Here is a 25,157-nt window from a genome sequence, read left to right on the forward strand (position 1 = left end):
CCCGGGGCGGTGTCCCCCGCGCGTGCTCAGTCGGCGTCGGCCGAGTGCCTGCGGAGGATGTCGCGGGTGCGGTTGACGTCGTCGCGCATCTGCAGGATCAGGGACTCGATGCCGCGGTAGGTGACCATGCCGCGCAGCCGCTCCACGAACTCCACCACCACGGTCTGCCCGTACAGGTCGAAGGCCTCCACGGCCTCCTCCGGACGGTCGATCACGTGCGCCTCGACCTGCCGGGAGACGCCCTCGAACGTGGGGTTGGAGCCCACCGAGATGGCGGTGGGCCAGCGCGCACCCGCCTCGTCCACGAGCCACCCGGCGTACACCCCGTCCGCGGGGATGAACCCCGTGGCCTCCGGGGCCAGGTTGGCGGTGGGAAAACCGAGCCGGCGCCCGCGTGCCGCTCCGTGGACCACTTCACCGCGCATCCGGTGCGGGCGGCCGAGCAGCTGTGCGGCACCCTCGATGTCCCCGGCCTCGAGGCACGAGCGGACCCACGTGGAGGAGCAGCGCCGCTCGGTGCGCCGACCTTCGGGGCGGGCGCCGGCGTCGTCGTCCGCGGCGGGGGTGCCGGGGACATCGTCCACGACCACCACGTCGAAGCCGTGCTCACGGCCCAGCTCGGTGATCGCGGCCAGGTCGCCCGAGTTGTTGCGTCCCAGCCGGACGTCCGAGCCGATCACCAGGGCCACCGCCCCGAGCGGACGCACAAGGTAGTCCACCACGAACTGCTCGGGGGTCAGCTCCGCGAACTCGAGGCTGTACGGGAGCACGAGCACCGCGTCCACCCCGGTGTGCTCGAGGGCGTCCAGCTTGTCCTCGAGCCCCATGATGAGTCCCGGGTGGGACTCGGGCCGGTGCACGAGCGCGGGATGGGGGTCGAACGTGACCACCACGGAGTGCGCGGCGTACTCCCGAGCCGTGTTCAGCAGCCTGGTGAAGACCTCCTGATGACCGCGGTGGACACCGTCGAAGTTGCCGATGGTCACCACGGAGGGACCGAATCCCGGGGTGACCTCGTCCAGGCTTCTCCAACGAATCACGGTTCTCCTCGATGTGTTCTGGGGGTGTGGCGCAACGACTAGAGCCTACCGCTCCGCCGGGAGGGCCGGGTGAGCCACAGCCACACGAGGCCCACGACGGGCAGGACCAGCGGGATGTAGCCGTAGCCGGCACCGAAGTCGGACCAGACGCTCGCCTTGGGGAACAACTGGGGCTCGAACACGCTGAGCAGACCCACCCCCAGCACACCCACCAGCTCCGCCGACACGGCGGCGGTGGCCACACGGTGCCACCCCGGCCCGGTCCGGGACAGCGCCACCGTGGCCACCACGTAGATCGCCGCGGAGAGTGTGGAGAGCAGGATGGCCAGCGGGGCCAGGCTGAACTCCGTGGCCAGCTGGTAGAGGGAGCGCACCCCGGCGGAGAGGGAGAACACCCAGTACACGACGATCAGCACCCGGCCGAACCCGGTGCTCTTGCGGTCGGTGCGCCGCGGGGTGTTCGAGCGGCCGAAACGCTGCTGCAGGGTGCTGTGGGAGGACTCGCGGTCCATCATCGTCCTTTCGTCGGCGGGGTGGCTCTCGGGCGGGCCGTCCCGGCGTGCGCTCACTGGTAGTACCAGATGTAGTTCATCCGGTACACCATCACGATCACCACGGGCCCTGCCGCCGCGAGGATGAGCGTGGACCAGCGGGAGCGCTCCACGAGGGACCACACGAACGTCCCGGCGGGGATCAGCAGCGCGGTGAGCAGGTAGCCCCAGTACTCGAGCACGCTGCCCGAGGCCGAGGGGCCGAGGATCGGCAGCAGCACCGAGCCCACGCAGTACGCCAGCAGGAACGCCTCGAGCACAAGCACCGAGCCCTGCGAGTAGTCGTCCGGGGCACGTCCGCGCAGCGCCTGCACCAGGCAGACCGCGCTCGAGATCACCCCCAGCACCACCGCGGCCCAGAACCATCCGTCGTATCCCCACAGCATCACTCGTGCGCCCGCTCTTCCGCCGTCGTCTCTCGTGTCATGGATTCCTCGGGGGCCCCGCCGACGCCGCCCGCGGCCGCGAACCGCACGCCCGCCGTGATGCCGAGCACCGAGGTGGCGTACCGGGTGTCCGCACCGCCGCGGTTCGCCGCGAGGGCCACCAGGGTCCCGTCCGGGGCGAAGCACGCGACCACGGTCTCGTCGCCGCCCCTGGCGGACGGCGCAGCACCCCCGGGGACGTCGCTCAGCGGGGTCGGGCCGATCCGCCGCCCGTGCGAGAGGTCCGTGGCCTCCGCCGCGTCCAGCTCGCGCACGGGGAACAGCAGCCGCGCCGCGTCCGCGATGCCCAGGGTGTCCACCGTACCGCCCGCCCGCACCCGCTCGGCGAGCTCATCGAGCGTGTGCGCGTGGTCCAGGGTGAAGGAGCCCACCCGGGTGCGCCGCAGCGCCGTGAGGTGGCCTCCCACCCCCAGCGCCTCGCCGAGGTCGCGGGCCAGAGCGCGGACGTAGGTCCCGGAGGAGCACGTCACGGTGGCGCTCACGTCGATGGACCGCACTGCCCCGGTGGCGTCCGGGGACTCCCCCGCGGCGGCCTCGGCGGGTGTGCGCCGGATCTCGTGCACCTCGAACCGCGATACCGTCACGGGGCGGGCGGCCAGCTGCACGTCCTCGCCGCTGCGCACCCGGGCGTAGGAGCGCTGCCCGTTCACCTTGATGGCGCTCACCGCGGAGGGGACCTGCTGGATCTCACCGGTGAGCTCCGCCACCGCGGCCATGATCCGCTCGTCCGTGATCCCGGCCAGTTCCTGCGGTGCCGCGGTCCGAGTGACGTCTCCCTCGGCGTCGTCGGTCACGGTGGCCGCACCCAGACGGATCTCGGCCTCGTAGGTCTTGTCCGTTCCGGTCACCCAGGTCAGCAGCTTGGTGGCCTTCTCCACCCCGATCACGAGCACGCCCGACGCCGCCGGGTCCAGCGTGCCCGCGTGGCCCACCTTGCGGGTGCCCGCGAGACGGCGCATGCGCGCCACGACGTCGTGCGAGGTCCACCCAAGGGGCTTGTCCACGACGACGAGCCCGGCCACCCTCGGCAGGGAGGGGGCCGGGCTCGGGACGTCGTCTCGTGGGCTCACCGAACTCAGTCCTGCGACCGGGCCTCGGGGGCCTCGGCGGCGTCCTCGTCCGAGGTGCGGTACGCGTCCTCCCCCGCGGCGTACTGGGCGCCCTCGGCCTGCTCGGCCACCCGGGCGTCCTTCTCGCGCGCGGTGCGCAGCAGGGACTCCAACCGGGCGGCGTCCGCGGGGATCTCGTCCGCCACGAACGTGAGCGTGGGGGTCAGACGGGCCGTGATGTTCCTGCCCACCTCGGCGCGCAGGATGCCCTTGGCGGACTCCAGCGCCCGTGCGGTGTCCTCGCGCTGGGTCTCGTCCCCGTAGACGGTGTAGTAGAGCGTGGCGTGCTGCAGGTCGTTGGTGACCCGGGCGTCCGTGACGGTCACGAAACCCATGCGCGGGTCCTTGATCCTGCGTTCGAGTGCCTGTGCCACGATCACCTTGATGCGATCGGCCAGGCGGGCGGCGCGTGCGGCGTCGGCCATGGTGGAACTCCTCGTGTCCTGGCAACGCCGGAGCGCTGCACGATCCTGCGGTGGCGACGCCGCGGCGTCGCCACCCGGGGCGGGCCGTCCGTCGCGGACGTCCGCCGGTGCGTGGCCGGGTGCCCGGGGTCCCCTGCGGAGAACCCGGGCACCCGGCCACGCTGTCGTGTGTGCCGACCGCCGCACCCGTGCGGGCGCGGCGGTCGGGCGGACCTGTCAGTCGCGCGGCTTCTCGCGCATCTCCCAGGTCTCGATGATGTCACCCTCGTGGATGTCGTTGAAGGAGCCGAGCCCGATACCGCACTCGTAGCCCTCACGCACCTCGGTGGCATCGTCCTTGAAACGGCGCAGCGAGTCGATGGTGAGGTTGTCCTGCACCACGCTGCCGTCGCGCACCAGACGGGCCTTGCCGTTGCGGCGCACCGTGCCCTTGGTGATGTACGCGCCGGCGATGTTGCCCCACTTGGAGGAGCGGAACACCTCGCGGATCTCGGCGGTGCCGAGCTCCACCTCCTCGTACTCCGGCTTGAGCATGCCCTTCAGCGCGCTCTCCACCTCGTCGATGGCGTTGTAGATCACCGAGTAGAACTTCATCTCCACGCCCTCGCGCTCGGCGAGGTCCGTGACCCGCTCCGCGGGACGCACATTGAAGCCGATGATCACGGCGTTGTCCACCGTGGCCAGGTTGACGTCGTTCTGCGTGATGGCACCCACACCGCGGTGGATGACGCGCAACTGGACCTCCTCGCCCACGTCGATCTTGAGCAGCGAGTCCTCGAGCGCCTCCACAGCACCGGACACGTCGCCCTTGATGATGAGGTTGAGGGTGTCGATCTTGCCCTCGGCCACGGCCTCGTCGAAGGACTCCAGGGTGACGCGCTTGCGGCGCTTGGCCAGCTGGGCGTTGCGGTCCGCGGCCTCGCGCTTCTCGGCGATCTGGCGCGCGGTGCGCTCCTCCTGGGTGGCCAAGAACGTGTCGCCCGCGCGGGGCACGGTGGACAGGCCGAGCACCTGCACCGGACGGGACGGCGTCGCCGCCTCCACGGTGCGGCCCATCTCGTCGAACATGGCCCGGACGCGACCGTACGCGGCACCAGCGACGATGGAGTCGCCCACCTTCAGCGTGCCGGACTGCACGAGCACGGTGCACACGGCACCGCGGCCCTTGTCCAGGTTGGCCTCGATGGCCACACCGCGGGCGCTCTTGTCCGGGTTCGCCTGCAGCTCCAGGGCACCGTCGGCCGTGAGGACGATGGCGTCCAGCAGACCGTCGATGTTCAGGTTCTCCCGGGCGGAGACGTCCACGAACATGGTGTCGCCGCCGTACTCCTCGGGCACCAGGCCGTACTCGGTGAGCTGACCGCGGATCTTCTCCGGGTTGGCGTCCGGCTTGTCCACCTTGTTCACCGCGACGACGATCGGAACATTGGCCGCCTGCGCGTGGTTCAGCGCCTCCACGGTCTGCGGCATGACGCCGTCGTCCGCGGCGACCACCAGCACGGCGATGTCCGTCACCTGGGCGCCACGGGCACGCATGGCGGTGAACGCCTCGTGACCCGGGGTGTCGATGAACGTGATCAGGCGTTCCTGCTCGTCCACCTCGGTGGCGATCTGGTACGCACCGATGTGCTGGGTGATGCCGCCGGCCTCGCCCTCGATCACCTTGGTGTTCCGGATGGCGTCCAGCAGACGGGTCTTGCCGTGGTCCACGTGACCCATGACGGTGACGACCGGCGGACGCGGCGCGAGGACGTCCTCGCCCTCGGCCTCCAGCTCGGCGTCGAGGTCGATGTCGAAGGACTCGAGCAGCTCGCGCTCCTCGTCCTCCGGGGACACCACCTGGATCTGGTAGCCGAGCTCGGCACCCAGCAGCTGGAATGTCTCCTCGTCCAGGGACTGGGTCTGCGTGGCCATCTCACCCAGGTGGATGAGCACGGTCACGAGCGACGCCGGGTTGGCGTTGATCTTCTCGGCGAAGTCCGTGAGGGACGCGCCGCGGCGCAGCCGCACCACGGTGGTGCCGTCGCCGTGGGGAACCGACACACCGCCGACGGCGGGTGCCGACATCTGCTCGAGCTCCTGGCGCTTCGCCCGCTTCGACTTGCGGTGCTTGCCGCGGGCTCCGCCGCGACCGAACGCACCCTGGGTGCCGCCGCGACCGCCGCGGCCGCGGAAGCCGCCGCCGGGGCCACCCGTGCCGCCGGGGCCACCGCCACCGCGACGGGGGCCGCTGCCCGGGGCCGGGCGGCTGCCGATGGGAGCCACACCCGTGGTGTGACCGGGCATCATGTTCGGAGAGGGTCGTGCTCCGCCGGGACGCGGGGCACCCTGGCCCTGGCCCTGGCGCGGGGCACCCGTGCGGGGGGCACCGGGACGCGGACCGCCCTGACCCGCCGCCGGGGGGCGAGGCCCGCCCGGACGGGGGCCGCCCTGCCCGGAGTTCGCGGAGCGCATGCCCTGCTGGGCGGCGAACGGGTTGTTGCCGGGGCGCGGGGCGCCGGGCTTGCCCGAACGCTGCTGACCGCCCGGACGGGGGCCGCCGCGCTGGGCTCCGCCCTCGGAACGGCCCATCCCCTGCTGCGAGGCGAACGGGTTGTTGCCCGGACGGGGTGCGGACTGGCCCGGCTTGGCGCCGGAGGCCGGGCTCTTGCGAGGACCGGGGGTGGTGCCGGGGCGCGGGGCGCTGCTCGCCGGCGACTTCGGCGCAGCGGTCTCCGCCGCAGGCGTCGCGTCGGCCGACGCGGAGCTCCGGTCGCTCTTCGCGGCATCGGCCGCGGGGGCATCCTGCGTGGCGGCGGGCTTGCCGGCATCGGCGGACGTGGCGGGCTTTGCCGACGTCCTGCCACCGGGCCTGGGGGCCGACGACGCGGGCTTCTTGGTCCCCTGTGCGGGAGCCTTGGCCGCGGGAGCGGGCTTGGACGCCGCGGCGGTGTCGCCGCCGGCGGGGAATGCGGTGCGCAGCTTCTTGGCTACGGGCGGCTCCACCGTGGAGGATGCGCCGCGCACGAACTCGCCGAGTTCCTGCAGTTTGGAAATTGCTTCCTTGGACGTGATTCCGAGCTCTTTCGCGAGCTCGTGGACACGGGGCTTGGCCACTGTTCTCCTGTCTCGGTCCGCACCGAAACAGGTACGAACCGTTTATCTTCCGTTGAAGCAGCCACCGGACACGAGCACGGCGTGCGCGCGTCCCGCGTGGCCGCGGGGTGAGTACGTGGAGGTACTCATCGGCCGGCACTCATCGGTTTTCCATGGTCTTCTGACTCGCTTTCCTTGTGTTCGCCCTCCTGCGCGGGCAGGAGCACGCGGAGCTGCTCCGTGAGGTGCTGCGCGGTGACCGCGGTGCGGAAGGAGCGGTTGAACGCCCGCTTCCGGACCGCGCGGTCGACGCACTGGCGGGTGGCGTGCACCCAGGCCCCACGGCCTCCCAGTCGACGGTGGAGATCCGCGACCACCCGGGGGCCGTCGGCGGTGTTCTCCGTCGTCACGCGGACGAGTTGATCGGGGGACGTCACGGTGCGACATCCCACGCAGGTGCGAAGGCTCGTGGTGCTCATCCCTGCTCCTCGTGTGCCGTCCCCGTGGACCGTCCGGCGCCGGGGCGCGCACGATCACGGCAGCCGGGCGACCTGATCAGAGCACAGTCTAGCGCGCCCCGGAGGAATCCCCCGAATTGCGGGGCTCTCAACGCTCCGTTGCGCGGGACTCGGGGACGATGTCGATCTTCCAGCCCGTCAGTCGCGCGGCCAGGCGGGCGTTCTGCCCCTCCTTGCCGATCGCCAGGGACAGCTGCGCGTCCGGGACGACCGCGCGGGCGGAGCGTGCGGCGTCGTCGAGCACGAGCACCCGGGACACGCGCGCGGGCGAGAGCGCGTTGCCGATGAACTCGGCGGGGTCGTCGGCGAAGTCGATGATGTCGATCTTCTCGCTGCCGAGCTCGTTCATGACCGCGCGCACGCGCGAACCCATGTCACCGATGCACGCGCCCTTGGCGTTCGCGCCGGGACGGGTGGCCACCACGGCCATCTTGGTGCGGTGCCCGGCCTCACGGGCCAGTGTGACGATCTCCACGGAGCCGTCCGCGATCTCGGGGACCTCCATCTCGAAGAGCCGGCGCACGAGGTCCGGGTGGGAGCGGGACAGCGTGATGGACGGACCCTTGAAGCCGCGCTTGGCCTCCACCACCAGGGCACGGATCCGGTCCCCGTGCCGGTAGGTCTCACCGGGAACCTGCTCGTGGGGAGGCAGCAGGCCCTCCACGGTGCCCAGGTTCACCTGGACCATCCTGGGGTTGTTGCCCTGCTGGATCTGGCCCGAGACCAGCTCGCCCTCGCGGCCCTTGAAGTGGCCCAGGACGGCGTCGTCATCGACGTCCCGCAGCTTCTGCAGGATGACCTGGCGCGCGGTGGCCGCCGCGATCCGCCCGAACCCGGAGGGGGTGTCGTCGAACTCGCCGATGCGCTGGTCGTCCTCGTCCAGCTCCGGTGCCCAGATGGTCACGTGACCCGAGCGGCGCTCCACCTCCGCACGGGCGCCGTCGATGGCACCCGGCGAGCGCATGTAGGCCAGCAGCAGCGCCTGCTCGATGGTGGGGATCAGCACGTCCACGGGGATGTCGCGCTCCCGCTCCAGCAACCGCAGGGTGCTCATGTCGATGTCCATGTGTCCGGCCTTCCTCCGCGCCACGCCGGGCTCCGCGCCGGGTGGCCGGGAACCAAACAGCGCCCCGCACGATGGGTGCGGTGCGCTGCTGCATGGGTGTGTCGTCGTGATCTGTTGACGGCAATCCTACAGTGCGGCCGACGCCTCAGATCTCCACCTCGGACTTGGCGCCGCGCACCTCGGCGTAGACCACGCGCTCGGGTTCCAGCAGCTTGACGGGCATGCCCTTCTTGGGCTGGTGCGAGCGCTGCACCACGGCGTGGTCGTCGTGGGCCTCCAGCAGCCGGGCGGTGTAGCGCTCCCCCACCACGGGGCGGATCCGCACCAGGTGTCCCACCGTGCGTCGCCAGTGCCGCGGGGTCTCGAGCGTGCGCGTGGCACCCGGTGAGGAGACCTCGAGCTCGTAGGGCGGGCCCGGGACGGGATCGTCCCGGTCCAGGGCGTCGGAGATCTCCTGGGCCACCGCAGCGACCCGGTCCAAACTCAGCGAGTCCGTGCCGTCCGGGAGGTCGACGAGCACCTGCAGGGTGCGCGTGGCCCCCTCGCCCTTGAGCTCGCACTCCTCCAGGAACAGCCCGGCGGCCGCCACCACCGGCTCCACCGTGGCGCGGATGGGTGCGTTGCGATCTGAGGTCATGCGTCCTCTCCTTCGTGTGCCCCGGGCGGCGCCGGGACGGCTGTGCGGGTCCGTGCTCCTCCCTATCATGGAGCAGACCCATCCCCCGGAGGAACTCGTGAGCCCGCACCCGCCGTCAGCACCCACCCGCGCGTGGCACGCCGTGGCCCTCGTCCTCGCGCTGCTCCTGGTGCTCGTGCTGGCCGCGGGCGCGTGGGCGCGCTGGCGTCCGCTGCCGGACGACGACGCCGCCCGCCTGCGCGCACGGGCCACGGTCGCCTCCGTGCGCTCGGACCTGCATTCCGCCTCCCGGTGGCTCACCGACGACGCCCTGGACCGGCAGCTCGACGCGCTGGGACCCGCCGCGAGCCCCGCCCAGCAGCGCCGGCTGGACGAGCGCGGGACCGCGCCGCCCTCCCCCGGGTCGCTGTCCGAGGCCGCCGACGCGCTCGGCCGCGACGCGGTGACCGCGCCGGACGGGGACCTCGCGGCCACCGCCGGCGCCGTCGCGGCGTCGTGGTGGGCCGCGGACCAGGCCGCCGCGGGGACCGTCCCGGACCCGGACGAGTCGGCGCGGCCGGACGAGGACGGCGCAGCCGCGGGGTCCTCCTCCTGCACCGCCGAGGTCCTCGCGGCGCTGCGCGCCCTGGACCGTTCCGGGTTCGTGGCCGAGGCCGCGAGCGCCCGCCGGGACGCGCTCGACCGGGACGCGACGAAAACCGTGGACGCCGTGGCGCACAGCTCCCACCGCGTGCTGGAGGATTCCCGGGTGGTGCCGCTGCTGCGGTGCGAACCCCGGCCCGCCGCGGCCCGCCACGACCTCCCCGCCGGATTCGAGGAGCACCCTGCCCGGTCCGTGGGGACCGCGCAGCGCGAGGCGGGCGAGGCGGTGGTCCGGGCGCTGCCGGCGGCATCGTCCGAGGAGCGGGAGTGGCTCGTCGGCGCGCTGCGTGACGCCGCGCGCAGCGCCCAGGCACTGGACCCGCAGGAGCCGGTGGCCGCGCTGCCCGGGCGGCCGTGAACCACCGGGCCGCGGCGCGGGACGTCACCGACCCGTGAGGACGTCCCAGCCGAGCTTGACGATCAGCACCGAGACCACCGCGAAGAACACCACCCGGATGAACGCGCTGCCCCGGGCCACGGCCGTGCGGGCACCGATGTAGCCCCCGGCCATGTTGCTGATCCCGAGCACCAGCCCGAGCCCCCACAGCACCGAGCCGTGCGCGCTGAACACCGCGAGCGCACCGATGTTGGTGGCCAGGTTCACGATCTTGGCCTTGGCGCTCGCGGCGAGGAAGCTGTACCCCAGCACGGACACGAGCCCGATGATCAGGAACGAGCCCGTGCCGGGGCCCATGATGCCGTCGTAGAAGCCAATGACCCCGCCCAGGGCCACCGCCAGTCCGTAGTGGCGGGCACCCGCGTGCCGCAGGGCCGTGAGCTGGCCCATGCCCGGTCTGAGGACGGTGAAGAGCAGGACGGCGACCAGCACCACCACGATGATCGGCTTGAAGACGGCCGCGGGGAGCGCCGCGGCCACCGCAGCCCCCGCCCCGGCGGCCACGAGCGCCACCAGGGCCATGGGCAGCGCGGTGCGCAGGTCGGGGCGGACCCTGCCGTAGAACGTGACCGCTGACGTGGCCGTGCCGAACACGGAGCCCATCTTGTTGGTGGCCAGGGCCTGCATCGGGCTGAGCCCGGGGATCAGGAGCGTCACGGGCAGCTGCAGCAGGCCACCGCCGCCCACCACGGCGTCGATGAACCCGGCGGCCAGTCCGGTGACCGCCAGCAGGGCGATCAGACCGGGGGTGACGGACTCCAGCCCGGAGCCCACGAGGAGGGAGGGATCCACGCGGTCGCGCTACCGGGTCTCGGCGGAGGGACCGTCCTGGCCCTGCAGCTCGGCCGTGAGCTCGGCGACCACCCGGTCCCGCGCAATGTCACGGCTGCCGCCGGTGCGGCGGTCCTTGAGCTCCAGCAGCCCGTCCTGCAGTCCACGGCCCACCACCAGGATGGTGGGCACGCCCAGCAGCTCGGCGTCCCGGAACTTCACGCCCGGGGAGACCTTGGGACGGTCGTCGAAGAGCACGGTTATCCCGGCGGCCTCGAGGTGGGCGACGATCTCCTCCGCCGCCTCCAGCACCTCCGGTCCCTTGCCCGTGGCCACCACGTGCACGTCCGCCGGGCTGAGGTCGCGGGGCCACAGCAGGCCCTTGTCGTCGTGGTAGAACTCGGCCACGGCCGCGAGCGCCCGGGTCACGCCGATGCCGTAGGAGCCCATGGCCACCGTGACGAGCTTGCCGTTGCTGTCCAGCACCTTCAGGCCCAGGGCCTCGGCGTACTTGCGCCCGAGCTGGAACACGTGTCCCATCTCCATGCCGCGGGCGATCTCGAGGGGCCCGGAGCCGTCGGGGGCGGGGTCGCCCTCGCGCACGGTGCACGCCTCGATGGTGCCGTCCCAGGTGAAGTCGCGTCCGGCCACGAGGTCGTAGACGTGGGCCCCGGGGGCGTTCGCGCCCGTGATCCAGCGGGTGCCCGGCACCACGCGGGGGTCCACGAGGTACGGGATGCGGGTCCGGGACGTGGCGCCCAGCAGGGCGTCCTCCCGGTTCAGGCCCGGGCCGATGTACCCCTTCACGAGCTCGGGGACGGCGCGCAGCTGCTCCTCGGTGGCGGCCTCGACCTCGAGCTCGCCGCCCTCGCCCAGTGCCGCGCCGATCCCGGCCTCCACGCGCTTGAGGTCCACGTCGCGGTCCCCGGGCACGCCCACGGCCACGAGCTGCTTGCGGCCCTCGGGCAGGGAGACCGAGAGCACTACGTTCTTGAGGGTGTCCGCGGCGGTCCACGGCTCGCCCTCCCGCGGGTGCAGCTCGTTGGAGCGGGCCACGAGGGTGTCGATCGTGGGGCTGTCCGGGGTGGGATGCACCTGGGCCTCGGGGGCATCCGTGTAGTCCACGGGATCCGGCACCACGGTGGTCACGGCCTCCACGTTCGCGGCGTAGCCGCCCGCCGAGCGCACGAACGTGTCCTCACCCACCGCGGAGGGGTGCATGAACTCCTCGGAGCGGGAACCGCCCATGGCACCGGACGTGGCGGAGACCGCGACCACGGGCAGGCCGAGACGCTCGAAGATGCGGACGTACGCGGCCCGGTGCTTGGCGTAGGCGTCGTCGAGCCCGGCGTCGTCCACGTCGAAGGAGTAGGAGTCCTTCATGATGAATTCGCGACCGCGCAGCAGGCCCGCGCGGGGGCGCGCCTCGTCCCGGTACTTGGTCTGGATCTGGTAGAGCATCACCGGCAGGTCCTTGTAGGACGAGTACATGTCCTTGACCAGCAGCGTGAACATCTCCTCGTGCGTGGGGGCCAGCAGGTAGTCCGCACCCTTGCGGTCCTGCAGCCGGAAGAGGTTCTCGCCGTACTCGGTCCAGCGGTTGGTGGCCTCGTAGGGCTCGCGCGGCAGCAGCGCCGGGAAGTGCACCTCCTGGGCGCCGATCGCGTCCATCTCCTCGCGCACGATGTTCTCCACGCGCCGCAGCACGGCCAGGCCCAGGGGCAGCCACGTGTAGATGCCCGGCGCGGCGCGGCGGATGTACCCCGCGCGCACCAGCAGCTTGTGGCTGTCGACGTCGGCGTCGACCGGGTCTTCGCGCAGGGTGCGCAGGAACAGGGAACTCAGGCGGAGCGGCACGAAAAGGTCCTCACTACCCGTCACCGGGCCGGTCGAAGCTGGGGATGTCCCCGCGAGTCTATCGCTGGACGGGACCGTGGGGCGCCGCACGCCCCGGTCTCACAGCAGGACCGTGGCGAAGTCCCCGTGGCGCCGGAAACCGACGTGGCGGTACGTGGCCAGTGCCGGTGCGTTGAACGAGTTGACGTAGAGGCTGACCACCGGTGCCTGCGTCCGGGCCAGCGCCACGGCGGCGGCCATGCACGGCACGGCCAGTCCCCGGCCGCGGTGCTCGGGATGCACCCACACCCCCTGGATCTGGCACACCCCCGCGTGGAGGGACCCGATGTCCGCCTTGAACACCACGGTGCCGTCCTCGGCCGTCAGCACGGCCGTGCGACGCTCCTCCAGCAGGGAGCGGATCCGGCGGCGGTAGCCCTCGGCCCCGGTGGTCAGGGGTGAGTACCCCACCTCCTCCGTGAACATGGCGGCGGCCGCGGGCAGCACCCGGGAGAAGTCGTCGACGGCGGCCCAGCGCACCCCCGCGCCCGGGCCCGTGAGCAGCTCGGGCTCCGGGTCCCGGTCCATGACGAGCAGGGGCTGCACGGGCCGGACGTCGAACGGGTCCGGCCAGGATCCCCGCAACCGCTCCCACAGCCCGAGCACGGGCTCCGCGGGACCGAAGAGGGAGGCGAACCGCGGGCCACCGCGCGCCAGTTCGTCCGCCACGAGCTCGACCCCCCGCTCGTCGAGCCGCACGGGCACCACGTTGGTGCCCACCCAGCAGGCCCCCACGAGCCGCCCGGCGGCGTCGCACACCCCGTAGACCGGGGGTCGCTTCCCGCCGTGGGCACGGATGCGCTGCACGTGCGCGGCGACGAAGACCGAGGAGACCGGGTCCTGCGCGAGCACCCGGTCCAGGGCGGCCGGGTCCACGGCCGCGGGCGCCAGCACCCGCGGGGAACGGCGCAGGATCACCCGGCGGTCACGACCGGGGCGCCCTCGACCGGCTGACCGTTCTCGTCCAGCTCCATGCCCTCGGCCATCTCGTTGGCCTGGGCCAGCAGGGTCTCCACGATCTGGTCCTCGGGGACGGTCTTGACCACCTCGCCCTTGACGAAGATCTGGCCCTTGCCGTTGCCGGAGGCCACCCCGAGATCCGCCTCGCGGGCCTCCCCCGGGCCGTTGACGACGCAGCCCATGACGGCCACGCGCAGCGGGACCGTCAGGTGCGCCAGGCCCTCGTTGACCTCTTCCGCGAGCTTGTAGACGTCCACCTGGGCGCGGCCGCAGGAGGGGCAGGACACGATCTCCAGCTTGCGCGGGCGCAGGCCCAGCGACTGCAGGATTTGGTTGCCCACCTTGACCTCCTCCACGGGAGGAGCGGACAGGGAGACGCGGATGGTGTCCCCGATGCCCTGGGACAGCAGGATGCCGAACGCCGTGGCGGACTTCACGGTGCCCTGCAGCGCCGGGCCCGCCTCGGTCACCCCGAGGTGCAGGGGCCAGTCACCGCGCTCGGCGAGCAGCTGGTAGGCCCGGACCATGGTCACGGGGTCGTTGTGCTTCACGGAGATCTTGAAGTCGTGGAAGTCGTGCTGCTCGAACAGCGAGGCCTCCCACACGGCGGACTCCATCAGGGCCTCCGGGGTGGCCTTGCCGTACTTCTCGAGCAGCCGCTTGTCCAGGGAGCCGGCGTTGACACCGATCCGGATGGACACCCCGGCCGCCTCCGCGGCCCGGGAGATGCCCTCGATCTGGTCGTCGAACTTGCGGATGTTCCCCGGGTTCACACGCACGCCCGCGCAGCCGGCGTCGATCGCGGCGTAGACGTACTTGGGCTGGAAGTGGATGTCCGCGATCACCGGGATCGGGGACTTCTTCGCGATGATGGGCAGGGCGTCGGCGTCGTCCTGGGACGGGCACGCCACGCGCACGATGTCGCAACCGGCCGCGTTCAGCTCCGCGATCTGCTGCAGGGTGGCGTTGATGTCCGTGGTGGGCGTGGTGGTCATCGACTGCACGCTGATCGGGGAGTCGGAGCCCACCCCCACCGAACCCACCCGGATCTGGCGCGTGGGGCGCCGCGGGGCCAGGACGGGTTGGGGTGCTGCGGGCATGCCGAGATTGACCGAGGTCACGAATTTCCTCCAGGGGAATGGGCGAGCGGGGCCCGTGACGCGTGCCCCGCGTGTGGTGCTGTCTCCATTGTGCCCCAGACCTGCCGCCCCGGCGGCGGTCCGTGACACGCCGAACACGAAACCGCCCCGCCCGTGCCGGGGCACGGACGGGGCGGCGCAGTGGCGCGGGGCCCGGGTCTCAGCGGCGCATGATCTTGCGCGCCAGCCAGTTGCCGAAGAACTGCACGAGCTGGACCAGGACGATGATCACGATCACCGCGGCCCACGTGACCTCGTCGTTGAAGCGCTGGTAGCCCAGGCGCAGCGCGAAGTCACCCAGACCGCCGGCACCGATCGCGCCGGCCATCGCGGACATGTCCGTGATGCCGATGACCAGGAACGTGTACCCGAGCACGAGCGGGCCGAGCGCCTCGGGCAGGATCACGGTGGTGATGATCTTCCACCGCGAGACCCCCATGGACCGCGCGGCCTCGATCACCCCGGGCTCCACCGTCATGAGGTTCTGCTCCACGATCCGGGCGACCGCGAACGTGGCGCCGATGGTCATGGTGAAGATCGCGGCGTTCGGACCCAGTCGGGAACCCACCACGGATTCCGTGACCTGCCCCAGGGCCGCCAGCAGGATGATGAACGGGATGGGCCGCACGAAGTTGACCAGCAGGTTCAGCACGGTGAAGACCACGCTGTTCTCCATGATGCTTCCCCGCCGCGTGACGTAGAGCCCCATGCCCACCGCCAGACCCACGAGTCCGGCGAGGACCAGGGTCACGGAGACCATGTACAGCGTCTGCCCGGTCGCGCTCAGCAGCTGCGGTCCGAGAGTGGAGAAATTCATCAGTGGGACACCTCCTGCACCGTGGTCACGGCACGCAGCGCGTGGACGGTCCGGGACACGGCGTCGTCCGAACCCGTGAGGGAGAGGGTGAGCGTCCCGAATGACTGGGACTGCAGGATGGAGATCCCGCCGAACGCGATGTCGAAGCTGACACCGTCCCGTGCGGCGTCCGAGAGGACCGCGCCGATCCGGCTGCGATCCGTGACGTCCACGATCACGAGCCGGCCGGGGTGCTCCGCGCGCAGCTTGGCGAGCTCGTCCGGGCGGGGCACGGTGCGCATCACCGAGGAAACGAACTTGCGGGTGGTCTCGGCGGTGGGGTGCGCGAACACCTCCGCGGTGGTGCCCACCTCCACCACGCGGCCCGAGTCCATGACCGCCACGCGGTCGGCGACGGCGCGCACCACGTCCATCTCGTGGGTGATCAGCACGATCGTGATCCCCAGCTCCCTGTTGACCCTGCGCAGCAGCCCCAGGACCTCCTGCGTGGTCTCCGGGTCCAGGGCGGACGTGGACTCGTCCGCGAGCAGCAGCTCGGGACTGGTGGCGAGCGCCCGTGCGATGCCCACGCGCTGCTTCTGACCGCCCGAGAGCTGCTCGGGGTAGTTCCCGGCGCGCTCGGTGAGCCCCACGAACTCGAGCAGCTCGGCGACCCGCGCCCTGCGGTCCTCCGCCTTCCACCCGGCGCGCTTGAGGGGGTACTCCACGTTGCCCGCGACCGTGCGCGAGGTGAAGAGGTTGAACTGCTGGAAGATCATCCCGATGTCGTGGCGGATCGGCGCCAGCTGGGTCTCGGAGCGGCCGTCGACCCGACGCCCGGCGACCTCCAGGGTGCCGGAGGTGATGGACTCGAGCCCGTTGATCAGACGCACCAGCGTGGACTTGCCCGCCCCGGAGTAGCCGATCACGGCGAAGACCTCACCGCGCCGGATCTCCAGGTTCACGGAGTCCACCGCGGTCACCGTGCGGGGGCGGCGTCTGGGGCCGGTCACGAAGACCTTGCTGACGTCCCGGATGCTGACCAGGGTGTCGGCCGCGGCGGCAGGGCTCACTTGCTCTGCTCCTGGAGATCCTTGGCGTAGCGGGCCAGCAGGTCCTTGAGCTCCTGCTGGTCCACCCTGGTGGGAACCGCGGTGCCCTTGGTCTCCTTCTTCTCCGCCTCCTGGACCTTGTCGTCGTAGTAGAAGCCGGCGACCTTCTTCAGCGTCTCGTTGTCCGCGTTCGCCTCGGTGGCGGCGAAGAGGTTGTCGTACACCTTGGCGCTGTCCGCGGTGGGATCGTCCTGGGCCAGGGCGGACTTCGGCTCGAGGTTCGCGCGGTCCAGGAAGTCGTTGTTCACCACGGACCCGGCCACCGAGTCCATGGACAGCACGGTCTGCTCCGCGGAGACCGGGCGGACCTTGACCTTCGACTTCTCCTTGTCGATGTCCTGCTCCGTGGGGGCGATGGTGTCCTTGGTGAAGGACACCAGGCCCTGCTGCTTCAGCAGGTTCAGCGACCGGGACAGGTTGATGGAGTCGTTGGGGACCGCAATCTCGTCGTCCTTCTTGAAGTCCGAGACGGCCTTCACGGACTTGGAGTACAGGCCCAGCGGGAAGATGGAGGTGGAGCCCACCGGGGTGATGGTGTCCCCGGAGGCGTTGTTGTAGTCCGCGAGGTAGGCGATGTGCTGGAACCAGTTCATGTCCACGTCGCCGCTCTTCAGGGCGGGGTTCGGCTGGCTGTAGTCGCTGAAGTCCACGTACTCGACCGTCACGTCGTGCTGCGCGGCGACGTCCTTCAGTGCGTTCTGCACGGGGGTGGATCCCACGATGCCGATGGTGATCTTGCCGTCGGCGGCCGGGTCCGTGTTCTCGGACCCGCCACCGCACGCGGTGAGGGTGAGGCCCAGGGTGGTGGCCAGTACGACGGGAATGAGGGCTCTGGTGCGCACGATCATGCCTTTCCGGGGTCGGGATACGGGTGCGCGGTGCAAACGATCCCACCTGGAGGAGGACGACGATCAGACAAATGCCATTCCGGGGAAAACCGCACTTGCCGTGATCCGTTCGAACCGCGGCCGGATGGTCATCTGGGGCACCCCGCTACGGGAGAGGGTTGCCGTCCGGCCAGCCAGAGCTTCGCGCCGGATCTCGTCATCCACGCACGAGCCTAACACGGTCCGCGCGTAGCGGCATCCCGGACGGTGTCAAGAGGAGTGTGCGATCCGCTCGTCGGCGCGCGCACGGGCCCACTCCTCCGCCGCCAGGACGTCCTGCAGTGCCGGCTCCCGGGTTCCCCGGTGGTCGTCCAGCACCCGTTCCACCACCTCCACGATCTGCGTGAATCCAAGTTCCCTCCGGTGGAACGCCAGCACGGCCTGCTCGTTGGCGGCGTTGAACACCGCGGGCCAAGTGCCGCCCAAGCCGCCGGCGTGCTTCATCAGCTCCACCGCGGGGAAGGCCCGGGAGTCCAGCGGCTCGAAGCTCCACTGCGCGGCCCGCGTCCAGTCGCACGGTGCGGCCGCCCCGCTCACACGGTGGGGCCAGCCGAGACCCAGGGCAATGGGCAGCCGCATGTCCGGGGGTGAGGCCTGGGCCAGGGTGGAGCCGTCCACGAACTGCACCATGGAGTGCACCACGGACTGTGGGTGCACGGTCACGTCGATCCGCTCCAGGGGGACGTCGAACAGCAGGCTCGCCTCGAGCACCTCGAGCGCCTTGTTGACCATGGTCGCGGAATTGGTGGTCACCATGGGACCCATGTCCCACGTGGGGTGCTGCAGCGCCTGCCCCGGGGTCACCGCCGCGAGCCGCTCGCGGGTCCAGCCGCGGAACGGTCCGCCGGAGGCGGTGAGGACCAGCCGGTCGATCTCACCGCGGCTCCCGGAGCGCAGCGCCTGCGCGATCGCCGAGTGCTCCGAGTCCACGGGGATCAGGGCGTCCGTGAGCCCCGTGGCCGCCGCCGCGCGCTTCACGAGGGGTCCGCCGGCGATCAGCGACTCCTTGTTGGCCAGCGCCACTCGGCGCCCGGCGGCCAGCGCGGCCAGGGTGGGGGCCAGTCCGATGCTCCCCGTGATGCCGTTGAGCACCAGGTCCACCCCGGCCCACTCGGCGATCCGCTCCGCCGCGTGCGGTCCGTGGAAGACCTCGGGCACGGGGCGCGACGCCGCCCGCGCACCGTCCGCGAGCAGCTCGCGCAACCGCGCGGCGTCGTCGGAGGTGCCGCTGGTGCCCACGGCCTCGACCCCGAAGTGCAGGGCCTGCTGGGCCAGCAGCTCGAGGTGGCCCGCGCCGGCGGCGAGGGCCCGCACCTGGAACGGCGGGTGGGAGGCGTCGGTGGCCGGCCGGCCCAGGGTCGCGGCGGCGGCGACGACCTCGAGGGCCTGGGTGCCGATGGATCCGGTGGCGCCCAGGATCGCCAGCCGGCGGGGAGCCTCCCGCGTAGCGAGGTCGAGATCGGGGGTCATGGTGGGCTGCGCAGTCATGCGACCAGTATGGCGCCCGCTCTCGCGTCCGCGTGCGTCGTCGGGCCCCCGGGAGCGGCCCCGGGACCGGCCGCGGCTCCCCCGGGCATGCAACAAGGGCGCCACCCGGAGGTGACGCCCTTGTCGGTGGATCCCTCAGGACCCGTGTGCGGTTCAGCGACGGCGGCCGACGACGGCGCCGTAGATGAGCAGCACGATGATCGCGCCGATGACGGACGTGATGATCGAACCGATGCTGATGTGGTTGATGCCGTTGCTCAGGCCCGGAATGAAGGAGCCCAGCCAGCCACCGAGGAACGCGCCCACGATGCCCAGGATGATGGTGACGATGATTCCGCCACCCTGCTTGCCCGGCAGGATCAGCTTGGCGAGAGCGCCAGCGATCAGACCGAGGATGATCCAGCTAATAATGCCCATTTCTCCACCTCAAGTTTTTCGTTGCTCAAGCTTGCGGTTGCCCGCAGTCGCTCTGGTCAGCGAACCGTCATTCAGTTTACTACCAGACTGGCGGACTACAGGGCCCGCAACGCTCGCCCGGTCGACAACCGGTGCGCCGAATGGCGCCGGATCAGTGCGACACCGCCTTCTCGGCACCCACGCCTGTGAGGGAACGCACTTCCATCTCGGACTGCTTGAGGGGGTCCTCGCGCCGCCGTTCCGTGACGGAGCCCAGGAAGCCGAGCAGGAACGAGGCCGGGATGGAGACGATGCCCGGGTTCGCCAGCGGGTAGACGGCGAAGTCCGCGCCCGGGATCATGGACGTCTCCGCCCCGGACATGACCGGCGAGAAGACGATCAGCACCACGGAGAGGATCAGCCCGCCGTACATGGACCACACGGCACCGCGGGTGGTGAAGCGCTTCCAGTACAGGGAGTAGAGGATGGTGGGCAGGTTGGCCGAGGCGGCCACGGCGAAGGCCAGCGCCACGAGGAACGCCACGTTCTGGCCCTGGGCGCCGATGCCGCCGGCGATCGAGATCAGGCCGATGACGACCACGGTGGTCTTGGCCACGCGCAGCTCCTGCCGCGGGTCCGAGTTCCCCTTCTTGATCACGGACGTGTAGATGTCGTGGGCGAAGGACGCCGACGCCGTGATGGCCAGTCCCGCGACCACGGCCAGGATGGTGGCGAAGGCCACCGCCGCGATGAGCCCCATGAGCACCGAGCCGCCGAGTTCGTACGCGAGCAGCGGGGCCGCGGAGTTCACCCCGCCGGGAGCGCCCTTGATGCGGTCCGCGCCGATGAGGGCGGCGGCGCCGAAGCCCAGGACCAGCGTGAAGAGGTAGAACAGGCCGATCAGGGAGATGGCCCACACCACGGACTTGCGGGCCTCCTTGGCCGTGGGCACCGTGTAGAAGCGCATCAGCACGTGCGGCAGACCCGCCGCGCCCAGCACCAGCGCCATGCCCAGCGAGATGAAGTCCAGCTTGGAGGTCTCGTTCATGCCGTACTTCAACCCCGGATCCAGCAGCTTGGGGTTGTGGTTGGTCTCCACGGCGGCGCCGAGGATGGCCGAGAAGTTGAAGCCGAACATGCCCAGGATCCAGACGGTCATCACGGCCACGCCGGTCACGAGCAGGCAGGCCTTGATGATCTGCACCCAGGTGGTGCCCTTCATGCCGCCCACGAGCACGTAGACGATCATGATCACGCCCACGATCACGATGACCAGCGACTGCCCGGTCTTGGAGCTGATGCCCAGCAGCAGGGACACGAGTGCGCCCGCACCGGCCATCTGGGCGAGGAGGTAGAAGAACGTCACGGCCATCGTGGAGATCGACGCCGCCACGCGCACCGGGCGCTGGCGCAGCCGGAAGGACAGCACGTCCGCCATGGTGAACTTGCCCGTGTTGCGCAGGGGCTCGGCGATCAGCAGCAGCGCCACGAGCCACGCGACGAAGAACCCGATGGAGTAGAGGAACCCGTCGTACCCCTGCAGGGCGATGGCCCCCACGATCCCCAGGAAGGATGCCGCGGAGAGGTAGTCCCCCGCGATGGCCAGGCCGTTCTGCGTGCCGGAGAAGGAACGGCCCCCGGCGTAGTAGTCCGCGGCGGTGGCGGTGGACTTGGAGGCCCGGATCACGACCACCAGGGTCACGAGCACGAAGCCCAGGAAGATCGAGATGTTGATGGCGGGGTTGCCCACGGTGGCGGACTTCTCCGCGAGGTGGACCGCCGGCAGGGAAACGGTGGGAACGGCGATCATGGCCGAACCTCCTCGTGGGTCTCGGACCGGTGGATCTCGGACGCTTCGAGCTCCTCACGCAGCGCCGTGGCCTGCGGATCGAGCCTGCGGTTGGCGAACCGGACGTAGGCCGCCGTGATGCCGAAGGTGGTGACGAACTGCAGCAGCCCGAGGACGAGTCCCAGGTTGACGTTGCCCAGCACCCGGGTGGACATGAAGGCCGGTGCGTAGATGGCCAGCACCACGTAGAGCAGGTACCAGACCAGGAAGGCCACGGCCAGCGGGAAGACGAAGGATCGGTGTGTGGAGCGCAGGCGCTGGAACTCCTCGGAGCGCTGCGCCGCGGGGAAGTCGATGCCGAAGGTTGCCGGGGAACCGTCGGGGTCGACAGAGGACGTGGATGCCATGTGTGCCTCCTAGTGTGATGATCACCACATTAGGGACTGTGTATCCAAAGAGACAAGAGGCTGTGCTCCTGCGTTCCAAAAAACCGCGATATTACGCGGTTTGGTTAGTCGACCTCACATTTTTCGGGGCTTTTTGTATACAAACGGCGGCTCACGACGCGCGGGACACCACTCGCACGGCCAGGATGAACTCCACGGCACGGTCCAGGAACGCATCCACCTGCTGCTCCTCGTAGCAGCGCTGGCCCTGGGCGGGACGGAACACCGCGGTGCGCAGCAGCCGGGGGTCCACGTCCGGTGCGTCGCGCAGCTGCTCCATCAGCCTGTCGCACAGCACGTCCACGTCCGCGGCCGAGTAGCCCACGGTGCGGTGCTTCGCGGGCCGACGGAAGCGTTCGGAGCGGGGCCTGTTGAGCCGGCCCAGCAGCAGCTGGCCCAGCAGCTCCACGTGCTCGTTCCAGCGCTGCACCCCGTGCTCGGCCACGAAGGCCCGGTGCTCCCGGGCGAACAGGTCGTCCTCCACCTCGTCCAGGTGGAGGTCCACGGCCACGGGGTCGTACCCGCCCTGCACGCGGTCGAACACCCGCTCCCTGACCTGGCGGCTGCCCATGCGCCGCGCGGCCCCGCCGGGGTCGGCGCTCGACGACGCGCCGCTCCCCGTTCGACCGGATCCCGCCGCGCCGCTCCCGGTCCGGTCACTTCCCGCCCCGCCGTCCTCGGCCCGCTCGGGTCCCGTCGCGCCGCTCCCGGTCCGGTTGGATCCCGTCCCGGCGTTCTCCGACCCGGGGTGCGGACCGGCGCCGTCCGCGGGGGTGGGGGACGGCGGCGTCGAGCTGTCGAGCACGGCCGCCACCCGGTCCAGGAAGTCGTCCACCTGGGCGGGGTCGTACCCCCATGCGCGCTCCGCGACGCGGGGGAAACGGTCCTGAGAAGTCATGCGAGCCCTTTCACGGCGAGGGTGTCGGACCGCGCGCCACCGCGGCCGGCAGCGGACGCGGAACCGGGCCCCGGTGTCATGCGAGCACGGTGAACAGTTCGAAGATCACGTAGCCGGTGATCACGGCGAAGAGAATGGAGTCGATGCGGTCCATCACGCCGCCGTGCCCCGGCAACAGGGTCCCCATGTCCTTGATCCCGATCTCACGCTTGATCATGGACTCGGAGAAGTCCCCCAGTGTGGCCACCGCCACGATGGCGACCGCCAGGACGGCGCCCTGCCACCACGGGATGCCCAGCAGCAGGGTGGCGCACAGGATGCCCACCACCACGGCACCGCCCGCCGAACCCGCGAAGCCCTCCCAGGACTTCTTCGGGGAGATCCTGGGTGCCATGGGGTGCTTGCCCCACACCACGCCCACCGCGTATCCGAAGGTGTCGGAGCTGACCGCGAGGAGGATGACCGTGAGGACCTTCTGCGGTCCGTCCGGCGAGTGGTACAGCAGCACGGCCGTGCTCAGCAGGAAGGACGCCCACACGAGGGCGAAGACCGAGCCCATGATGGACAGCATCATCCCATGGCGCGGGCCGAACGCCCGCCACACCACCACGAGCGTGACCGCCAGCACCAGCGCCATCGACAGGGCCTCGGCCCCGCCGAAGAACGCGGAGAGCGGCATCAGGACCGCGGCGAGGACCGCCGGGACCCGCGGGATCAGCACGCCCTTGTACGTCAGCGAGCGGGCGATCTCCCCCACGCCGATGCCCGCGGCGGCGCCGGCCAGCAGGGCGAGGACCAGCGGGACGAAGAACAGACCCGTGACCAGGGTGGCGATCAGCACCACCGCGACGGCCACCGCCGCCGGGAGGTTGCGCCCCGCCCTGGACGGGGCCCTGTGCTCGGTGCTGCGCTGGAACGGACGCGCCAGGACGTGGCGCAGGGAACCGGTGGCCAGCGCGTGGGGATCGTGGCCCGCCGTCCCCTCCCCCGCCGGCACCTCGGGAGGTGCGGCGGGTGCGGGGCCGGACGGGCGGGGGGAGTCAGCCGGATGCATCACGCGCCGAGCAGTTCGGCTTCCTTGTTCTTGAGCAGCTCGTCGACCTGGTCGATGTGCTTCTTGGTGGCAGCGTCGAGGTCCTTCTCGCCGCGCTTGCCGTCGTCCTCGCCCACGTCGCCGTCCTTGACGAGCTTCTCGATGGCCTCCTTGGCGTGGCGGCGCACGTTGCGCACGGACACGCGGGCGTCCTCGGCCTTGCCGTGGACGATCTTCACGTACTCCTTGCGGCGCTCCTCCGTGAGCTCGGGCATGACCACGCGGATCACGTTGCCGTCGTTCGCGGGGTTGGCCCCGATGTCCGAGTCCCGCAGGGCCTTCTCGATGTCGTTGAGCGCACCGCGGTCGTAGGGGGTGATGAGCAGCGTGCGGGCCTCGGGGGTCTGGAACGAGGCGAGCTGCTGCAGCGGGGTGGGCGTGCCGTAGTACTGCACGAGCAGGCTCGAGAACAGCGCCGGGTTCGCGCGGCCGGTGCGCACGTTGGAGAAGTCGGACTTCGCCGCGTCCACCGCCTTGCTCATCCTGGTGGTGGCATCCGAGAGGACATCTGAAATCACGGGTGGTTCTCCTTAGGCGACGGCCGGCCGGTGGCACTGCCCCGGCGGCAACGGAACGTAGCTTCCACTCTAACGGTCGGGTCCGGGCCGGGCGCCCGCGACCCGTGGCTCGGCGAGGCGGTTCAGGGGGTGACGAGCGTGCCGATCTCCTCGCCCAGCACCGCGCGGGTCACGTTGCCCGCGCCCTCCATGCCGAACACGCGCATGGTCACGTTGTTGTCCCGGCACAGCGCGAAGGCCGTCTGGTCCATCACGCGGATGTCCCGGGCCAGGGCCTCGTCGTAGGTGAGACTCGCCAGGCGCTGCGCGCCCGGGTCCTTGCGGGGATCGGCGGTGTAGACGCCGTCCACGCCGTTCTTGGCCATCAGCACCTCGGTGGCGTGCACCTCCAGCGCACGCTGGGCGGCCACGGTGTCCGTGGAGAAGTACGGCAGCCCCGCCCCGGCCCCGAAAATGACCACGCGGTCCTTCTCCATGTGGCGGATGGCGCGCCGCGGGATGTAGGTCTCCGCGACCTGCTCCATCTTGATCGCGGACTGCACGCGGGTGTCCACGCCGCACTGCTCCAGGAAGTCCTGCAGCGCCAGGCAGTTCATCACGGTGCCCAGCATGCCCATGTAGTCCGCGCGGGAGCGGTCCATGCCCGCCTGCGAGAGCTCCGCGCCGCGGAAGAAGTTGCCGCCGCCCACCACCACGGAGGTCTCCACCTGCCCCACGGTGGCCGCGATCTGCTCGGCGATCTGGCGCACCACCGCGGTGTCCACGCCCACGCTGCCACCGCCGAAGACCTCGCCCGAGAGCTTGAGCAGCACGCGACGACGCGCGGGCTCCGCCCGGCGGGCCTCCCGGCTCATGCGGATGGCTTCGTCCTGGGGCTCGGATTCGTTGGTGGTGGGCATGGATCCTCCCGGGGCGATGTGTGGTCAGGGTGGTGCCTCGTCCGTGCGTCCCGCGGTCGCGGCGAGCCGTTCGCAGGCACGGTCGGCGCGTGGCGGACCGCCCTCCAGCATACAGAAGCGGCGGGGCACCCCCGGTCCCCCGGTGGTGCCCCGCCGCCGCGGA

25 protein-coding genes and 1 riboswitch are annotated in these 25,157 nt (G+C 71.1%); of the genes, 1 reads left to right on the forward strand and 24 read right to left on the reverse strand.

All coding sequences use genetic code 11. The annotated features are described in order from the left end of the window. Nucleotides 1–26: 26 nt before the first annotated feature. The 9 genes from C1C97_RS11485 to C1C97_RS11525 all read right to left on the reverse strand — a co-directional run bounded on the left by C1C97_RS11485 (nt 27) and on the right by C1C97_RS11525 (nt 8,867). Nucleotides 27–1,040 (reverse strand): bifunctional riboflavin kinase/FAD synthetase, encoded by a 1,014-nt coding sequence (locus C1C97_RS11485; RefSeq protein WP_110920068.1) that lies wholly within the window; start codon nt 1,038–1,040, stop codon nt 27–29. A gap of 38 nt (nt 1,041–1,078) precedes the next feature. Further along, the gene (locus tag C1C97_RS11490) at nt 1,079–1,555 is read right to left on the reverse strand and encodes a hypothetical protein (protein WP_407657290.1); all 477 of its coding nucleotides are present in this window, start codon (nt 1,553–1,555) and stop codon (nt 1,079–1,081) included. A gap of 50 nt (nt 1,556–1,605) precedes the next feature. Further along, the gene (locus C1C97_RS11495; protein WP_110920069.1) at nt 1,606–1,977 is read right to left on the reverse strand and encodes a hypothetical protein; all 372 of its coding nucleotides are present in this window, start codon (nt 1,975–1,977) and stop codon (nt 1,606–1,608) included. Then, nucleotides 1,977–3,107 carry a tRNA pseudouridine(55) synthase TruB gene (gene truB, locus C1C97_RS11500; RefSeq protein ID WP_110920070.1) on the reverse strand — a complete coding sequence of 377 codons (1,131 nt, stop codon included), beginning with the start codon at nt 3,105–3,107 and terminating at the stop codon, nt 1,977–1,979. Before truB ends, C1C97_RS11495 begins: the two co-directional genes overlap by 1 nt. 5 nt (nt 3,108–3,112) lie before the next feature. Next, nucleotides 3,113–3,571, reverse strand: a complete 459-nt coding sequence (gene rbfA / locus C1C97_RS11505) for a 30S ribosome-binding factor RbfA (RefSeq protein ID WP_110920071.1) — start codon at nt 3,569–3,571, stop codon at nt 3,113–3,115. A gap of 216 nt (nt 3,572–3,787) precedes the next feature. Then, a complete protein-coding gene (gene infB, locus C1C97_RS11510) occupies nt 3,788–6,667 on the reverse strand; it encodes a translation initiation factor IF-2 (RefSeq protein WP_110920072.1) in 2,880 nt (959 codons plus the stop codon). 125 nt (nt 6,668–6,792) lie between these two features. After that, nucleotides 6,793–7,125, reverse strand: a complete 333-nt coding sequence (locus C1C97_RS11515; protein ID WP_110920073.1) for a YlxR family protein — start codon at nt 7,123–7,125, stop codon at nt 6,793–6,795. Nucleotides 7,126–7,252: 127 nt separating this feature from the next. After that, nucleotides 7,253–8,230, reverse strand: coding sequence for a transcription termination factor NusA (nusA, locus tag C1C97_RS11520; RefSeq protein WP_121031960.1), 978 nt, complete (start codon nt 8,228–8,230; stop codon nt 7,253–7,255). A 145-nt stretch (nt 8,231–8,375) separates the two neighbouring features. After that, complete coding sequence (locus C1C97_RS11525) at nt 8,376–8,867, reverse strand: ribosome maturation factor RimP (RefSeq protein WP_121031962.1); 492 nt, start codon at nt 8,865–8,867, stop codon at nt 8,376–8,378. A gap of 67 nt (nt 8,868–8,934) precedes the next feature. Here C1C97_RS11525 and C1C97_RS11530 point away from each other — a divergent pair, with 67 nt between their 5' ends. Further along, nucleotides 8,935–9,867 (forward strand): hypothetical protein, encoded by a 933-nt coding sequence (locus C1C97_RS11530; RefSeq protein ID WP_121031963.1) that lies wholly within the window; start codon nt 8,935–8,937, stop codon nt 9,865–9,867. A 24-nt stretch (nt 9,868–9,891) separates the two neighbouring features. On the opposite strand, the gene C1C97_RS11535 is transcribed toward C1C97_RS11530, so the two are convergent. The 15 genes from C1C97_RS11535 to pyrH all read right to left on the reverse strand — a co-directional run bounded on the left by C1C97_RS11535 (nt 9,892) and on the right by pyrH (nt 24,949). Then, on the reverse strand, nt 9,892–10,680 hold the full coding sequence (locus C1C97_RS11535; RefSeq protein WP_121032029.1) for a TSUP family transporter: 789 nt from the start codon (nt 10,678–10,680) through the stop codon (nt 9,892–9,894). 27 nt (nt 10,681–10,707) lie between these two features. Then, nucleotides 10,708–12,534, reverse strand: a complete 1,827-nt coding sequence (locus tag C1C97_RS11540; protein WP_121031965.1) for a proline--tRNA ligase — start codon at nt 12,532–12,534, stop codon at nt 10,708–10,710. Nucleotides 12,535–12,633: 99 nt separating this feature from the next. Further along, nucleotides 12,634–13,491 carry a GNAT family N-acetyltransferase gene (locus tag C1C97_RS11545; RefSeq protein ID WP_121031967.1) on the reverse strand — a complete coding sequence of 286 codons (858 nt, stop codon included), beginning with the start codon at nt 13,489–13,491 and terminating at the stop codon, nt 12,634–12,636. After that, nucleotides 13,488–14,654: a flavodoxin-dependent (E)-4-hydroxy-3-methylbut-2-enyl-diphosphate synthase gene (gene ispG, locus C1C97_RS11550; RefSeq protein ID WP_121031968.1), complete on the reverse strand. Its 1,167-nt coding sequence runs from the start codon at nt 14,652–14,654 to the stop codon at nt 13,488–13,490. Before ispG ends, C1C97_RS11545 begins: the two co-directional genes overlap by 4 nt. A gap of 178 nt (nt 14,655–14,832) precedes the next feature. After that, nucleotides 14,833–15,489, reverse strand: coding sequence for a methionine ABC transporter permease (locus tag C1C97_RS11555; RefSeq protein ID WP_121031970.1), 657 nt, complete (start codon nt 15,487–15,489; stop codon nt 14,833–14,835). Continuing rightward, nucleotides 15,489–16,541: a methionine ABC transporter ATP-binding protein gene (locus C1C97_RS11560; RefSeq protein WP_121031972.1), complete on the reverse strand. Its 1,053-nt coding sequence runs from the start codon at nt 16,539–16,541 to the stop codon at nt 15,489–15,491. Before C1C97_RS11560 ends, C1C97_RS11555 begins: the two co-directional genes overlap by 1 nt. Then, nucleotides 16,538–17,422, reverse strand: a complete 885-nt coding sequence (locus tag C1C97_RS11565; protein ID WP_121032031.1) for a MetQ/NlpA family ABC transporter substrate-binding protein — start codon at nt 17,420–17,422, stop codon at nt 16,538–16,540. The genes C1C97_RS11560 and C1C97_RS11565 overlap by 4 nt, the downstream gene beginning before the upstream one ends. A gap of 92 nt (nt 17,423–17,514) precedes the next feature. Next, nucleotides 17,515–17,629: riboswitch (SAM riboswitch) on the reverse strand. Nucleotides 17,630–17,677: 48 nt separating this feature from the next. Continuing rightward, nucleotides 17,678–18,937: a 1-deoxy-D-xylulose-5-phosphate reductoisomerase gene (gene dxr / locus C1C97_RS11570; protein ID WP_407657291.1), complete on the reverse strand. Its 1,260-nt coding sequence runs from the start codon at nt 18,935–18,937 to the stop codon at nt 17,678–17,680. Between the two features lie 171 nt (nt 18,938–19,108). After that, nucleotides 19,109–19,372 (reverse strand): GlsB/YeaQ/YmgE family stress response membrane protein, encoded by a 264-nt coding sequence (locus tag C1C97_RS11575; protein ID WP_110920363.1) that lies wholly within the window; start codon nt 19,370–19,372, stop codon nt 19,109–19,111. A gap of 151 nt (nt 19,373–19,523) precedes the next feature. Continuing rightward, the gene (locus C1C97_RS11580; RefSeq protein WP_121031977.1) at nt 19,524–21,161 is read right to left on the reverse strand and encodes a solute symporter family protein; all 1,638 of its coding nucleotides are present in this window, start codon (nt 21,159–21,161) and stop codon (nt 19,524–19,526) included. Continuing rightward, the gene (locus C1C97_RS11585; RefSeq protein WP_110920361.1) at nt 21,158–21,547 is read right to left on the reverse strand and encodes a DUF485 domain-containing protein; all 390 of its coding nucleotides are present in this window, start codon (nt 21,545–21,547) and stop codon (nt 21,158–21,160) included. The genes C1C97_RS11580 and C1C97_RS11585 overlap by 4 nt, the downstream gene beginning before the upstream one ends. Before the next feature lie 151 nt (nt 21,548–21,698). After that, nucleotides 21,699–22,484, reverse strand: coding sequence for a DivIVA domain-containing protein (locus tag C1C97_RS11590; RefSeq protein WP_110920360.1), 786 nt, complete (start codon nt 22,482–22,484; stop codon nt 21,699–21,701). A gap of 76 nt (nt 22,485–22,560) precedes the next feature. After that, nucleotides 22,561–23,538 (reverse strand): phosphatidate cytidylyltransferase, encoded by a 978-nt coding sequence (locus tag C1C97_RS11595; RefSeq protein ID WP_121031979.1) that lies wholly within the window; start codon nt 23,536–23,538, stop codon nt 22,561–22,563. Continuing rightward, a complete protein-coding gene (gene frr, locus C1C97_RS11600; RefSeq protein WP_110920227.1) occupies nt 23,538–24,095 on the reverse strand; it encodes a ribosome recycling factor in 558 nt (185 codons plus the stop codon). Before frr ends, C1C97_RS11595 begins: the two co-directional genes overlap by 1 nt. Before the next feature lie 122 nt (nt 24,096–24,217). Further along, nucleotides 24,218–24,949, reverse strand: coding sequence for a UMP kinase (gene pyrH, locus C1C97_RS11605; RefSeq protein WP_110920230.1), 732 nt, complete (start codon nt 24,947–24,949; stop codon nt 24,218–24,220). Nucleotides 24,950–25,157: the final 208 nt, after the last annotated feature.

Origin of the sequence: Kocuria tytonis (assembly GCF_003226895.2) — a bacterium.
Classification (GTDB): Bacteria; Actinomycetota; Actinomycetes; order Actinomycetales; family Micrococcaceae; genus Kocuria; species Kocuria tytonis.

What these genes read in the sequence shown, in the direction of transcription:
- C1C97_RS11555 (WP_121031970.1), bottom strand. Translation starts at nt 15,489, where the DNA reads ATGAATTTCTCCACTCTCGGACCGCAGCTGCTGAGCGCGACCGGGCAG.
- C1C97_RS11580 (WP_121031977.1), bottom strand. Translation starts at nt 21,161, where the DNA reads ATGATCGCCGTTCCCACCGTTTCCCTGCCGGCGGTCCACCTCGCGGAG.
- C1C97_RS11490 (WP_407657290.1), bottom strand. Translation starts at nt 1,555, where the DNA reads ATGATGGACCGCGAGTCCTCCCACAGCACCCTGCAGCAGCGTTTCGGC.
- nusA (WP_121031960.1), bottom strand. Translation starts at nt 8,230, where the DNA reads ATGGACATCGACATGAGCACCCTGCGGTTGCTGGAGCGGGAGCGCGAC.
- C1C97_RS11495 (WP_110920069.1), bottom strand. Translation starts at nt 1,977, where the DNA reads ATGCTGTGGGGATACGACGGATGGTTCTGGGCCGCGGTGGTGCTGGGG.
- rbfA (WP_110920071.1), bottom strand. Translation starts at nt 3,571, where the DNA reads ATGGCCGACGCCGCACGCGCCGCCCGCCTGGCCGATCGCATCAAGGTG.
- C1C97_RS11585 (WP_110920361.1), bottom strand. Translation starts at nt 21,547, where the DNA reads ATGGCATCCACGTCCTCTGTCGACCCCGACGGTTCCCCGGCAACCTTC.
- C1C97_RS11515 (WP_110920073.1), bottom strand. Translation starts at nt 7,125, where the DNA reads ATGAGCACCACGAGCCTTCGCACCTGCGTGGGATGTCGCACCGTGACG.
- C1C97_RS11530 (WP_121031963.1), top strand. Translation starts at nt 8,935, where the DNA reads ATGGAGCAGACCCATCCCCCGGAGGAACTCGTGAGCCCGCACCCGCCG.
- C1C97_RS11525 (WP_121031962.1), bottom strand. Translation starts at nt 8,867, where the DNA reads ATGACCTCAGATCGCAACGCACCCATCCGCGCCACGGTGGAGCCGGTG.
- C1C97_RS11575 (WP_110920363.1), bottom strand. Translation starts at nt 19,372, where the DNA reads ATGGGCATTATTAGCTGGATCATCCTCGGTCTGATCGCTGGCGCTCTC.
- dxr (WP_407657291.1), bottom strand. Translation starts at nt 18,937, where the DNA reads ATGACCCCCGATCTCGACCTCGCTACGCGGGAGGCTCCCCGCCGGCTG.
- pyrH (WP_110920230.1), bottom strand. Translation starts at nt 24,949, where the DNA reads ATGAGCCGGGAGGCCCGCCGGGCGGAGCCCGCGCGTCGTCGCGTGCTG.
- C1C97_RS11595 (WP_121031979.1), bottom strand. Translation starts at nt 23,538, where the DNA reads ATGCATCCGGCTGACTCCCCCCGCCCGTCCGGCCCCGCACCCGCCGCA.
- C1C97_RS11590 (WP_110920360.1), bottom strand. Translation starts at nt 22,484, where the DNA reads ATGACTTCTCAGGACCGTTTCCCCCGCGTCGCGGAGCGCGCATGGGGG.